This window comes from Kribbella sp. NPDC051952 (assembly GCF_040680855.1).
Taxonomy (GTDB): domain Bacteria; phylum Actinomycetota; class Actinomycetes; order Propionibacteriales; family Kribbellaceae; genus Kribbella.
Map to the genome: position 1 here is coordinate 186,871 of NZ_JBFAXQ010000010.1, position 12,858 is coordinate 199,728.

At 66.6% G+C, this 12,858-nt stretch carries 12 protein-coding genes; 9 read left to right on the plus strand and 3 right to left on the minus strand.

Translation table 11 applies throughout. From position 1 onward, the window contains the following. Positions 1-2: 2 nt before the first annotated feature. Genes AB0L70_RS20460 through AB0L70_RS20475 form a run of 4 tightly spaced genes read left to right on the plus strand, consistent with a single transcriptional unit; the run spans position 3 to position 5,168 of the window. On the plus strand, positions 3-944 hold the full coding sequence (locus AB0L70_RS20460; protein ID WP_363686258.1) for a sugar ABC transporter permease: 942 nt from the start codon (positions 3-5) through the stop codon (positions 942-944). Then, the gene (locus tag AB0L70_RS20465) at positions 944-1,756 is read left to right on the plus strand and encodes a carbohydrate ABC transporter permease (protein WP_363686260.1); all 813 of its coding nucleotides are present in this window, start codon (positions 944-946) and stop codon (positions 1,754-1,756) included. Before AB0L70_RS20460 ends, AB0L70_RS20465 begins: the two co-directional genes overlap by 1 nt. Positions 1,757-1,767: 11 nt before the next feature. Continuing rightward, positions 1,768-3,342, plus strand: coding sequence for a glucoamylase family protein (locus AB0L70_RS20470; protein ID WP_363686262.1), 1,575 nt, complete (start codon positions 1,768-1,770; stop codon positions 3,340-3,342). 14 nt (positions 3,343-3,356) lie between these two features. Beyond that, on the plus strand, positions 3,357-5,168 hold the full coding sequence (locus AB0L70_RS20475) for a xylan 1,4-beta-xylosidase (protein WP_363686264.1): 1,812 nt from the start codon (positions 3,357-3,359) through the stop codon (positions 5,166-5,168). On the opposite strand, the gene AB0L70_RS20480 is transcribed toward AB0L70_RS20475, so the two are convergent. Then, positions 5,074-5,835 (minus strand): FadR/GntR family transcriptional regulator, encoded by a 762-nt coding sequence (locus AB0L70_RS20480; protein WP_363686266.1) that lies wholly within the window; start codon positions 5,833-5,835, stop codon positions 5,074-5,076. The genes AB0L70_RS20475 and AB0L70_RS20480 overlap by 95 nt on opposite strands. A gap of 213 nt (positions 5,836-6,048) precedes the next feature. On the opposite strand from AB0L70_RS20480, the gene AB0L70_RS20485 reads away from it, so the two are divergent. From AB0L70_RS20485 to AB0L70_RS20500, 4 genes are read left to right on the plus strand one after another with little or no spacing between them, the layout of a single operon-like run. Further along, the gene (locus tag AB0L70_RS20485) at positions 6,049-7,320 is read left to right on the plus strand and encodes a sugar ABC transporter substrate-binding protein (protein ID WP_363686268.1); all 1,272 of its coding nucleotides are present in this window, start codon (positions 6,049-6,051) and stop codon (positions 7,318-7,320) included. Further along, positions 7,320-8,264 carry a sugar ABC transporter permease gene (locus AB0L70_RS20490; RefSeq protein ID WP_363686270.1) on the plus strand — a complete coding sequence of 315 codons (945 nt, stop codon included), beginning with the start codon at positions 7,320-7,322 and terminating at the stop codon, positions 8,262-8,264. Before AB0L70_RS20485 ends, AB0L70_RS20490 begins: the two co-directional genes overlap by 1 nt. Then, a complete protein-coding gene (locus tag AB0L70_RS20495) occupies positions 8,254-9,117 on the plus strand; it encodes a carbohydrate ABC transporter permease (protein WP_363686272.1) in 864 nt (287 codons plus the stop codon). The genes AB0L70_RS20490 and AB0L70_RS20495 overlap by 11 nt, the downstream gene beginning before the upstream one ends. Positions 9,118-9,136: 19 nt before the next feature. Further along, positions 9,137-10,429, plus strand: a complete 1,293-nt coding sequence (locus AB0L70_RS20500) for an alpha-L-fucosidase (protein ID WP_363686274.1) — start codon at positions 9,137-9,139, stop codon at positions 10,427-10,429. A 9-nt stretch (positions 10,430-10,438) separates the two neighbouring features. On the opposite strand, the gene AB0L70_RS20505 is transcribed toward AB0L70_RS20500, so the two are convergent. Then, on the minus strand, positions 10,439-10,942 hold the full coding sequence (locus AB0L70_RS20505; protein WP_363686276.1) for a MaoC family dehydratase: 504 nt from the start codon (positions 10,940-10,942) through the stop codon (positions 10,439-10,441). Positions 10,943-11,064: 122 nt separating this feature from the next. Continuing rightward, positions 11,065-11,619 (minus strand): general stress protein, encoded by a 555-nt coding sequence (locus tag AB0L70_RS20510; protein ID WP_363686278.1) that lies wholly within the window; start codon positions 11,617-11,619, stop codon positions 11,065-11,067. Positions 11,620-11,693: 74 nt separating this feature from the next. Here AB0L70_RS20510 and AB0L70_RS20515 point away from each other — a divergent pair, with 74 nt between their 5' ends. Then, positions 11,694-12,803 (plus strand): magnesium and cobalt transport protein CorA, encoded by a 1,110-nt coding sequence (locus AB0L70_RS20515; protein WP_363686280.1) that lies wholly within the window; start codon positions 11,694-11,696, stop codon positions 12,801-12,803. Positions 12,804-12,858: the final 55 nt, after the last annotated feature.

The window sequence follows — 12,858 nt, forward strand, 5'->3', positions numbered from 1 at the left end:
CCATGTCCACCCTCACCGAGACGAGCGCTCGGGCGGTACGACGTACGCCGCCGCCCGGGCGCCCGCGCCGGAGGATCACCCGGGAAACCGTCGCGGCATGGGTCCTCATCCTTCCTTTCGCTCTGCTCTTCCTCGCGTTCACGGCCGGGCCGGTGCTCGGGTCGTTGGGGATGAGCTTCACCGACATGCGGCAACGGGATCTACGGACGCCGTTCGCGGTCAACGGGGTCGGGTTCGACAACTACGTGAAGGCGTTGTCGGACGAGACGTTCCGCAAGGCCGCGTTCAACACGGCGTACTTCGTGGTCATCGGCGTACCGCTCACCCTGGTGGTCGCGTTGGGTGCCGCGGTGTTGCTCGATCGTGGCGTCAAGCGGTTCCAGGCGCTCTTCAAGGTCGGGTACTACCTCCCCGTGGTGACGTCGATCGTCGCGATCGCGGTGATCTGGCGGTTCGTGCTGTCCCCGGACGCCGGCCTGCTGAACACCGTGCTCGGCTGGGTCGGGATCGACGGGCCCAACTGGCTGGCGTCGAAGACGTGGGCGATGCCGTCACTGATCGCGATGGCGGTCTGGCGGAACTTCGGCTCCGCGATGATCATCTTCCTGGCCGGACTGCAGGGCATCCCGCAGTCGGTCGAGGAGGCCGGTCAGATCGACGGTGCGGGCCCCTGGCAACGATTCAGGCACCTGATCCTGCCGTTGCTGCGGCCGACGGTCCTGTTCACCAGCGTCACCACCGGTATCGGCTACCTGCAGTTCTTCGAGGAGCCGTTCGTGATGACGCAGGGTGGTCCGCTGAACAGCACGATCTCGGTGTCGATGTACACGTACCAGCAGTTCGGCTTCGGCAACTACGGCCTGGCCACGTCGATGGCGTACATCCTGTTCGTCGTCATCGCGGTCATCACATTCATCCAGTTCCGGCTGCTGAGGGAGAAGTGATGCGCCGTACCTGGTGGATCTACCTGATCGCGGTACTCGGCCTGGTGGCCGTGGCCGCGCCGTTCCTCTGGATGCTGCTCGGCAGCTTCAAGACGCAGGGCGAACTGCTCCGCGTCCCGCCGACCTGGTGGCCGGACCAACCGACCACGCAGAACTACGGCGACCTGTTCAGCAAGGCGAGCTTCCCGCGCTACTTCCTCAACTCGACGATCGTCGCGCTGATCGTGACGGCCGGGAACCTGGCCTTCTGCTCGATGATCGGCTACGCCCTGGCCAAGCTGCGGTTCCAGGGCCGCAACGTGCTCTTCGTGCTGGTCCTGGCCACGCTGATGATCCCGGGCATGGTCACGTTCGTACCGCTGTTCGTGCTCGTCACCAACGCCGGGCTGGCCAACAGCTACCCCGGCCTGATCCTGCCGTTCCTGGTCTCGCCGTTCGGCGTGTTCCTGATGCGGCAGTTCTTCCTCGGCCTACCGGACGACCTGATGGACGCCGGTCGCGTGGACGGCACCAGTGAGCTGGGCATCTTCGCCCGGATCATGCTGCCGCTGACCCGGCCCGCGCTCGCAACCCTCGGCATCCTCACCTTCCTCGGCTCGTGGAACAACTTCCTCTGGCCGCTGGTGATCGCCCAGACCGAGGACAAGTACACCCTTCCCGTCGCCCTGGCGCTGTACTCGACCGGACAGAACGCGCAGAACTTCGGCCTGTTGATGGCCGGCGCGGTCGTGGTCGTCGTACCGGTGCTGGTGATGTTCCTGGCCTTCCAGCGCCACGTCACCAAGGGCATAGCCATCACTGGCCTCAAATAACTGGAGACACGATGACCGCCAACATCAGTCGCCGCACCCTCTTGGCCGCCACCAGCGCCGCGGCGCTGGTCGGAACCGCCACACCCGCCTTCGGTGGCACGCCGTCACCGGCCGAGCTCCTCAAGGGCGGCTGGAAGCCCAGCCGCGACGACAAGGCCCTGGTCGGCCGCTGGGCTCGCGACACCTGGCGCAGCATGGTCGCGATGACCGACGAGAAGACCGGGCTGCCCGCCGACAACATCGGCGATTCCGTCACCAACCCGGTCCGGAGCAAGTACACGTCACCCACCAACATCGGCGGCTACCTGTGGAGTACGGTCGTCGCCCGCCACCTCGGCATCATCTCGCCGCACGAGTCGCTGCGCCGGATCACGCAGACGCTCACCACGATGAAGAACGCCGTACACCACGAGCCGAGCGGCATGTTCTTCAACTGGTACGACGAATCCACCGGCGAGGTCCTGTACGTCGATCCCGACGGCACGAAGGCGATCACGCCGTTCGTGTCGAGTGTCGACAACGGCTGGTTCGCCTGCGCGCTGATGGTGGTCCGCAACGCCGAGCCACGGGCCCGCGCCCTCGCGGACTCCCTGCTGAACAAGATGAACTTCGCCTACTACTACAACCCCGCGGCTCGCCCCGGTGGTCTGATGCGCGGCGGCTTCTTCGAGACCCCACCACCGGACGAAGAGACAGACAAGGGCAACCACGCCGGCACCGGCCCGGACGTGTACTACCGCAAGTTCCACTACGACACCTGCAACACCGAGGCCCGCATCGCCGGGTACGTCGGTTTCGCCCTCGGCCAGGTCCCGCACACGCAGTACTTCGCCACCTACCGCACTTTCCCGGACAGCTGCGACTGGTCCTGGGTCGAGCAGAAGCCCAAGGGCGTGCACCGCACGTACCTCGGCCTCGACGTCTTCGAAGGCACCTACTCCTACCGCGGCATGCGACTCGTCCCGTCCTGGGGCGGCGACATGTTCGAGTCCCTGATGCCCGACCTGTTCGTCCCCGAGTCGACCTGGGCCCCGCGCAGCTGGGGTATCAACCACCCGCTCACCGTCCGCGCGCACATCGAGCACGGCCTGGACGACGCCAAGTACGGCTACTGGGGCTTCTCCCCCGCCTCCAACCCCAAGGGCGGGTACTCCGTCTACGGCGTCGAGGCGATCGGGATGGACCCGGGCGGCTACCCGTCCGACCTGGAGGCGACGAACTTCGACGCCGGCTTCGAGGGCTGCCGCGAGGGCACCAACCCGAACCCGACGTACGGCGACGGCGTGGTCACCCCGCACGCCGCGTTCCTGGCGATGTCCTACGCACCGCGGCAGGCGATCGACAACCTCCGCCGCATCGAGACGAACCTGCACGCGTACGGCGGCGGTGGGTTCTACGACTCGGTCGCGGTGAAGTCCGGCCTGATCGCCAAGCGCTACCTGGCCCTCGACCAAGCCATGGTGCTCGGTGCCATCGGCAACGTCTTCGGCAACGACCTGATCCGGCGCAGCTTCGCCAGCCGGACGGTCGAGCGCCGGATCCGGCCGCTGATCGCGATGGAGAAGTTCGAATCCGGCCTCGAATAACGGGAGATCTTCTGATGCAGCAGGACGCCCAGAAATCGGCACAGACGGACTGGGACGAGCGGATCGCGCTTCGCAGCGACGAGGAGCGCGAGTTCGCCTTCCCGGAACTCGATCCACCCAAGGAGATCACCGCGGTCGGCGGGATCGGCCAGGTCACGATCGACTGGTCACCGGTGGAGGGCGCCGCGGGGTACCTGATCCTGCGGGGTACCGGTGATCGCGGACCGCTCGAGCCGGTCGATCACCACAGTGCCGACGTCCTCTCGGTCCCAGGTCCGCCGTACGTCGACACCACGATCACCCCGGGTACGCCGTACCGCTATGCCGTTGCGAGTGTGCCCGAGGTGACCGTGAGCGGGCGGCCGAGTCACACCATCGGGGCCGTTCCGTTGGTTGCCGACGGCGCGGTACCCGTGGTCGAGGTGAACGTCGATACGGTTGCCGAGGGCACCGAGTTGCTGCGTCCGTGGGTGCCGATGGTCGGCAGCGAGCGACTCAGTCAGCTGCTCTGCACGGATCGCACCGGCGGTCACGAGATCGGCGTCGAGCTCGAGCAGGCCCTCCGGCGGATGCATGACGAGATCGGGGTCCGCACCGTCCGGGCGCATGCGATCTTCCACGACGACACGCACGTGTTCGGTCCGTCCGGGTACGACTTCTCGGTCGTGGACGCGATCTACGACAAGCTGCTCGGGATCGGGCTCCGACCGGTGGTCGAACTCGGTTTCATGCCACGCGAACTGGCGAGCGACCCGACGAAGACCGTCTTCGAGTACGGCGCGATCATCTCGCCGCCCACGTCGTACGACGCCTGGCACGACCTGGTCCGCGCTCTGGTCCAGCACCTGGTCGACCGCTACACCCTCGACGAGGTGCTGACCTGGGACTTCGAGGTCTGGAACGAAGCCAACCTCGAGGTCTTCTGGTCCGGCACCAAGGCCGAATGGCTGCAGCTGTACGACGTGACCGCGGCCGCCGTAAAGTCGGTCGATCCCCGCCTCCAGGTGGGCGGGCCGTCGTCAGCCGCGGCCGGGTGGGTCGACGATCTCCTGGTCCATGCCCAACGGTATGGCACGCCGGTGGACTTCGTGTCGACGCACACCTACGGTTCGCCGCCGCTCGACGTCCAGGCGTCGCTCGACCGGCACGGGTTCAGCGATGCGCGGATCCTGTGGACCGAATGGGGTGTGACGCCGCGGCACTTCAACCCGATCAACGACTCGGTGTTCTCCGGGGTGTTCCTGCTCCGCGGGATGCGGTCGGCGGCCGGGCGGGTCGAGGCGCTCGCCTACTGGGTCGCATCGGACCACTTCGAGGAGCTGGGCCGACCGCCGAAGCTCCTGCATGGTGGCTTCGGGCTGCAAACCGTTGGTGGGTTGGCGAAACCGCGCTTCCACGCGATGAGTCTGCTGAGCCGGCTCGGCCCGGTCGAGCTGCCGGTGAGCGTGAGCGGTGACGGCGGCGGCAGCCTGGTCGAGGCCTGGGCATCACGGGATCGCGACCGGATCGCCGTACTGCTGTGGAATCTCACGCTCGACCAGACGAAGGCCGAGGGTGCGCCCGAACTGTCCAGGACGGTCCACGTGCAGCTGCCCGGCGTGGATCCGTCCTGGCAGGCAACGGCCACCACGCTAGCGATCGGCGTGGGCGACGTTGCGACAGCTGCGGCCGGTCTCGGTGACTGGCCGACCGACGACGAGCTCGCGGAGCTGGCGGCGCGCAGCCGGATGGTCAGTACTCCGCTGGAGTTGCGCGACGAAGTGGTCGAACTGACCCTCCCGATGCCTTCCGCAGTTCTCGTGGAGGTCGCTCCTCATCGAGGTTGACCGCGTCCTGGATCCAGTGTTCGACGCCGGCGATGTGGACGGTGGCCCACGATCTGGCCACCTCGGGATCGCGGCCCTCGATGGCGTCGAGGATGGCGCGGTGCTCGGACAACGTCCGGGCCACCGCGTCGTCCTGGGTCAGGCCCCGCCAGATCCGGGCTCGGTAGGTCGGCTGCCGCAGGCTGTCGATGATCGAGGCCAGGGCTCGATTGCCGCTGCCGACCGCGAGCAGCCGATGGAACTCCACATCGCTGGTCAGTAGGTCCTCGACCGACGGCTCCGGGCCGAGGTCATCGAGCAGTTTGCGCAGGGCAGCGATCTCCGTGTCGGCCATCCGGAGCGCGGCCCGAGCCGCCGCAGCCGGCTCGAGGATGCGTCGTACCTCGAAGAACTCCAGCACCGACGCGTCCTGATGCAGGTCCAGGACGAAGCCCATCGTCTCCATCAGCAGCGACGGGTCGAGGCTGGTCACGAAGGTTCCGTCGCCCTGCCGGACCTCGAGCACCCGGATCAGCGCGAGCGCCTTCACCGCCTCGCGCAGGGAGTTCCGGGACAGGCCGAGGCGGGCGGCCAGGTCGGGCTCACGCGGCAGCCGATCACCGGGTCGCAGCTCGCCGTTGACGATCATCTGCTTGATCCGGTCGATCGCTTCGTCGGTGACCCGCACGCACCCCTCCTCGTCCGCCGGAAACATCCGATGTCATCACGCAACACATCCGATGTCTGGACACAATTTCACGCTGAAACCCGACTTTCTACCCTGAAATAAGGACATGAGCTGTTGACTCGTGTCAAGGGTTCGTCATATAGATCGGATGAATAACACGCTCTCTTGGAAACAACCCTCTCGTGGAAACAACCCCTGTCCTGGAGGTCAGCGATGAAAGCATCACCAGCGCGGGCACGCCGCTGGGCCGCCGCCGCCATATCGGCGCTGGCTCTGACGGCTGTGGCCGCCTGTGGGGGCGGTAACGACGGCAGCAGCGGGAGTTCCGGCTCGGCCGACAAGGCCGATCTGACCTGGTCGTTCTGGGTCGCCGGCGCCGAGGACCAGGCCGCCTGGCAGAAGGTCGCCGACCAGGCCCATACCGACCATGCCGGCATCAGCGTGAAGCTCCAGGGCACCAGCTGGGACAACTACTGGGCGAAGGTCGGCACCCTGCTGGCCAGCGGCAAGGCCCCTTGCATCATGGGCATGCAGAGCCTGCGGCTGGCGTCGTACGCGAACGCTCTGCTCCCGCTGGACGACCTGATGAAGAAGTACAACCTGAAGGCCGAGGACTTCGACAAGCCGATCATGGACGGCTTGAAGGCGGACGGGAAGCAGATCGCGATCCCCTACGACTCCGGTCCGATGGTGATCTTCTACAACAAGGACATGTTCAAGGCGGCCGGCGTGGCCGACCCGAAGCCCGGCTGGACGATGGACGAGTTCAAGGCCGCCGCGAAGAAGCTCACCGCTGCCGGCAAGACCGGTTTGGTGACATCGCCTGGTGATCTCGGCGTGGCCTCGTGGGTCCGGACCCTGACCGGTGCGGAACCGCTTGCCGACGGCAAGCTCAATCTCACCGACCCGAAGTTCGTGGACGGGTTCACCCAGTACGCCGGCTTCGTCAAGACCGACAAGATCGCTCCGCAGGTACCGGGTGGCAACCCGGACTTCGAGACCCAGCAGTTCACCTCCGGCAAGGCCGCGATGCAGCTGAACGGTCCGTGGTCGCTGATCGATGCCAAGGGCAAGGTCAAGTTCAACCTCGGGATCGCGCCGATCCCCGCGGGTCCGGACGGCTCGAAGACCTATACCGCCGGCTCGGGCTTCGGGATCTCCCGGTCCTGCAAGACCCCGGACGCGGCCTTCCAGGCGATCATGTCGATGACGAGTGAGAAGCCGCTGACCACGCTGGCCGTCGCAGGCCGCGCGTACCCGGCTCGTACTGTCGCCCACCCGGCCTGGTTCACGGCCGTGAAGATCGACGGTGCGAAGGAGACGATCGACTACGCCTCCGAGAACTCGATCCCGTTGGTCACCTCGAAGAACTGGGTCCAGGTCGCCGACCTGCTCAACCGGTTCGGGACGCAGGCGCTGAACGGCGAGGTCAGTCCCGACCAAGCGCTGAAGACCATCCAGGACCAGGCGGGCGCTGGATCCTGATGGCGACGGATACCACCACCGTCGCTCCGCCTGGACCGCCTTCGGGCGCGGTCCGGGCGGGGCGGCGGCCCTCGCTGCGGCGGGACGGCCGGTACGCCGGGGTCTTCCTGGCCCCGAGTCTGGCCGGGCTCGCCCTGTTCACGCTCTTCCCGACCGCGATGGCGCTGGGGATCAGCCTGTTCGACTGGCCGGTGTTCGGCGAACGCAAGTTCCTCGGCCTGGACAACTACTCGCACCTGCTGCACGACCCGGTGTTCCGCCGCGTCGTTCTGAACACGGTGCTGTTCGTGGTGCTCTACGTCCCGCTGAACGTCATCGTCTCGCTCGGGCTCGCGGTCTGGCTGGGCCCGAAGATCAAGGGCCGGCAGGCGTTCCGGGTGCTGTTCTTCATCCCGGTGATGACGCCGATGGTGGCCAACGTGATGGTCTGGCGGCTGCTGTTCCAGCCGGGCGGACTGATCGACGGCGGCCTGCAGAGCTGGTTCGGCATCAACGCGCCGAACTTCCTCGGCGACTCCAACTGGGCGATGCCGGCGATCGTGGCGATGTCGATCTGGCAGGGCTTCGGCTACAACTTCCTGGTCTTCTCCGCCGCGCTCGACCAAGTGCCGCAATCGCAACTGGAGTCGGCCCAGATCGACGGAGCCGGTGCACTGCAGCGGTTCCGCTACGTCACCTGGCCGATGATCACGCCGTCGATCTTCTTCGCCACCACGATGACGCTGATCACCTCGTTCCAGGTGTTCGCGCAGCCGTTCATCCTGACCCAGGGCGGTCCGGGTGTCTCCACCCAGACCATCGTCATGTACGTCTACAACCAGGGCTGGCAGTTCCTCACGATGGGACTCGCGTCGGCCGCAGGCTGGGTGCTGTTCGTGATCATCATGGGCATCACGGCGATCCAGTTCATCGGCCAGAAGCGGTGGGTGCACTATGACGTTTAACGGGACGTCTGAATCCGCGCTGGTCACCAGACGGCGGATCCGCAGCAGCGTCTCGCACGTACTGCTGGTCGTCGTCGCGATCATCTTCCTCGGACCTCTGGTGTACGCCGTCTCGACGTCGCTGAAGCCCGCGGACGAGGTGTTCACCGACACTCCGCACCTGTTCGGCTCCGAGATCCGCTGGAAGAACTACGCCGACGCGTTCACGTTCGCGCCGTTCGACCGGTACTTCCTGAACAGCCTGTTCGTCGCGGTCGCCGGGACCCTGGTCGTGGTGGTTGCCTCGAGCCTGTCGGCGTACGCCTTCGCCCGGTTGCGATTCAGGGGCCGCGATCAACTGTTCGTGCTGTTCCTGGGCACCTTGATGGTGCCGCAGGAAGTGCTGATCGTGCCGATGTACTGGCTGATGCAGTCGCTCGGCTGGGTGGACAGCTACTGGGCGCTGATCCTGCCCTGGGCGTTCACCGCGTTCGGCACGTTCCTGCTCCGGCAGTTCTTCCTCACCGTCCCGGCCGAGCTGGAGGAAGCGGCCCGGGTGGACGGGTGCGGACCGATCCGCTCGTTCCTGCAGATCATGCTGCCGCTGGCCCGGCCGGCCATCGCCGTACTGACCGTCTTCACGTTCATCAGCTTCTGGGGCAGCTTCCTGTGGCCCCTGGTCATCATCAACAGCGTCGAGGACAAGGGCACCGTGCCGCTCGGGCTGGCGCAGTTCGTCGGCCAGCAGGGGACGCAGTGGAACCTGATGATGGCGGCCTCGATGATGGCGATGATCCCGACCGTGCTGCTCGTCGTCCTGCTGCAGAAACACCTTGTCCGCGGCCTGCTCGTCACCGGCCTCGGCGGCCGCTAAATCCTTAAGGAGTCTTGTTATGACCGACGCGCCTCCCGCGCACTCTGTCGAGAAGTTCCGCGACTGGCGGTTCGGCCTGTTCGTCCACTGGGGCCTGTACTCGCTGCCGGCCCGGCACGAGTGGGTGAAGAACCGCGAGCGGCTGACCGACGAGGACTACCAGCCGTACTTCGACCACTTCGAGCCCGACCTGTACGACCCGACCAAGTGGGCCAGGGCGGCGCGCGAGGCGGGGATGAAGTACGCCGTACTCACGACCAAGCACCACGAGGGTTTCTGCCTGTGGGACTCCGAGGTGTCGGACTACACGGTCGCGAAGACCGCATGGGGCAAGGACCTGGTCGGGCCGTTCGTCGAGGCCTGCCGGGCCGAGGGGCTCGGGGTCGGGTTCTACCACTCGCTGATCGACTGGCACCACCCGGAGTTCCCGATCGACCTGGTGCACCCGCAGCGGGACGACGAGGAGGCGATCGCGAAGGCGGCCGGCCGCGACATCAAGGTGTACGCCGACTATCTGCACGCGCAGACGCGTGAGCTGCTGACCAACTACGGCCCGATCGACATCATGTGGTTCGACTTCTCCTACCCGGGACGCTCGTACGACGACGGCCGGGACGGGCACGGCAAGGGTAAGGACGACTGGCGGTCGGTCGAGCTGATGGCGATGGTCCGGGAGCTGCAGCCGGACATCCTGATCAACGACCGGCTGGACATCCCGGGCGACTTCGTCACGCCGGAGCAGTACCAGCCGGACGGTCCGATGCAGCGCGACGGCGTACCCGTGCTGTGGGAGGCGTGCCAGACGCTCAACGGCAGCTGGGGGTACGACCGGGACAACCTGGACTGGAAGTCACCGGAACTGCTGGTGAAGATGCTGGTCGACTCGGTCTCCAAGGACGGCAACCTGCTGCTGAACGTCGGCCCGACCGGCCGTGGCGAGTTCGACCCGCGCGCCCTGGCCACGCTGGCCTCGATCGGCGAATGGATGCGGCTGCACGAGCGGTCCGTCCGCGGTGCGCGGCCCAGCGAGCTCACCCCACCACCGGACGCCCGCTACACCCAGAAGGGCAACCGGCTGTACCTGCACCTGTTCTCCTGGCCGATGGGTCACGTGCACCTGCCCGGACTCGGCGGCAAGGTCAAGTACGCCCAGCTGCTGAACGACGCGTCCGAAATCAAGCGGATCGAGAACGACCCGGGTCAGACCGCCCAGAACACCACGATGGGTGGCGTCGCGGCCGACGTACTCACCCTCAAACTCCCGATCCAGAAGCCGAACGTCCTCGTCCCGGTAATCGAGCTGTTCCTCTAGACCTAGACCTCAGGAGGCCGGGGTGGGGCGGCCGGGCTGTTCTCCACCCCGGGCTTCGAGGTAGTTGTTCTTGGGGACCATCACCTTGCGGCGGAACAGGCACACGACGGTGCCGTCCTGTTTGTAGCCCTTGGTCTCCACGTAGACGACGCCGCGATCGTCCTTGGACTTGGACTCCCATTTGTCCAGGACAACCGTCTCGCCGTAGATGGTGTCGCCGTGGAAGGTCGGCGCGACGTGCCGCAGTGACTCGATCTCCAGGTTCGCGATCGCCTTGCCGCTGACGTCCGGAACGGACATACCGAGCAGGATCGAGTAGATGTAGTTGCCCACCACAACATTCTTGCCGAACTGGGTGGTCTCCCCGGCGTAGTGGCTGTCCAGGTGCAGGGGGTGGTGGTTCATCGTGAGCAGGCAGAACAGGTGGTCGTCGTACTCGGTCACCGTCTTGCCCGGCCAGTGCTTGTAGATCGCACCGACCTCGAACTCCTCGTAGCTGCGCCCGAACTGCATGCCGGCTCCCTCTCCACGGATGGACTCCCCATGCTGCCGGAACCGGACCACCACGGTCCGTGGTCTGGCTCTCAGCGGTGGGAGAGATAGGTCACCTCCGCACCGGTGCCGGCCGGTAGGACTCAGTCGGTCGGCCGCTGCATCGACTGCTGCTGGACCGGCTGCTGAACGGGCTGCTCGGGCAGCCGCGGGTTCACCTCGCCCTTGAGGGCGAGCTTGGCCAGGTGGTTGCGCGCCTCCTCGGCGAACTTGAAGTCGCACAGTACGTCGTACGTCGTCGCCACCACCGCGGTCCGCGAGGTGAAGTCGCGCCGGCCGGCGGACTGCGCGTAGCTGAGGCCGCCGAACACCAGTCCGAAGAACGCACCGAGCACCACACCGGTGACCAGCGCAGCGAGCCAGTTACCGGTCGTGAACAGGCCCAGCAGCAGGCCGACGAACAGCCCGAACCAGGCACCGCTGGCCAGGCCCGCGGTGAGCGCACGGCCCCAGGTGAGCCGTCCGGTGATCTTCTCCACCTGCCGGAGGTTGTTGCCGACGATGGTCGTGTGCTCCACCGGGAACTTCTCGTCCGAGAGGTAGTCGACAGCTCGCTGCGCCTCCCGATAGGTGTCGTACGTCCCGATCGTCAGGCCACTCGGCCGGGGGTCTATCGAGGGCATGCCTTGCGGGGTCATCGTCGTTCCTCTCCACGTGCTTCCACCCCCATCATTGCCGACGCCTGGTTACGCCGCTTGATAGCCTCGCCGTAATGGCCGGGCGACGGTGGGACATGGGCGCGACACGCCGGATGGGACGAGTCTTCGCCCGGCGTGCGGACGGTGACGGCCCGGTGCCGCCGGACCTGGTCGCCAGCGGCAAGTTGGACGGTGCTCTGGTCGACTGGGGCTTCTACCGCGACGGTCACCGCGACGACCGGATCAATTCCTACACCGAGGCCCTGGGCCGGGCCCGGCGCGGCCAGGGGTTCGTCTGGATCGGGCTGTTCCAGCCGACCGATCACCAGCTCGCGATCATCGGTGCGGAGTTCGGTCTGCACAAGCTGGCCCTGGAGGACGCGTACGAGGCCCACCAGCGCCCCAAGCTCGAGCGGTACGACGACACGCTGTTCGCCGTACTCAAGACCGTCCGGTACGTCCCGCACGGGGATCTGACCGCCACCAGTGAGGTCGTGGAGACCGGTGAGGTGATGGTGTTCTGCGGGCCGGGATTCGTCGTCACGGTCCGCCACGGTGAGCACAGTGAGCTCACGGGCATCCGGCAGGAGCTCGAGCGCGAGTCGGCGCGGCTGGCGCTCGGCCCAGGCGCCGTACTGCATGCGATCGCGGACCATGTGGTGGACCGGTACCTGGAGGTCGCGGCCGCCGTACAGGCCGATATCGACCTGATCGAGACCGCGATGTTCACCCCGCGCGGGTGGCGCAACATCGACCGGGTCTACCAGCTCAAGCGCGAGGTGCTCGAGCTGAAGCGGGCAGTGGCGCCCCTGACCGGGCCGATGCGCGCACTGTCGACGCTGCGGCACCCGCTGATCGCGGACGAGACCAGGAAGTACTTCCGCGACGTGGACGACCACCTGTTGCGGGTGAAGGAGCAGGTCATCTCGTTCGACGAGTTGCTCAGCTCGATCCTGCAGGCCGGGCTGGCCCAGGTGCAGGTGGCGGAGAACGAGGACATGCGGCGGATCTCGGCCTGGGTGGCGATTCTTGCCGTGCCCACGATGATCGCCGGGATCTACGGGATGAACTTCGACTACATGCCGGAGTTGCGGCTGAAGTACGCGTACTTCGTCGTCCTCGGCGTGATGGTGCTCGCGTGCACCGGGCTTTACCGGCTGTTCAAGCGGATCCACTGGCTCTGATCCCAATACCGTGCATCTGGCCGGATGGCAACCTTCTGCCATGGCCGCCACTGCT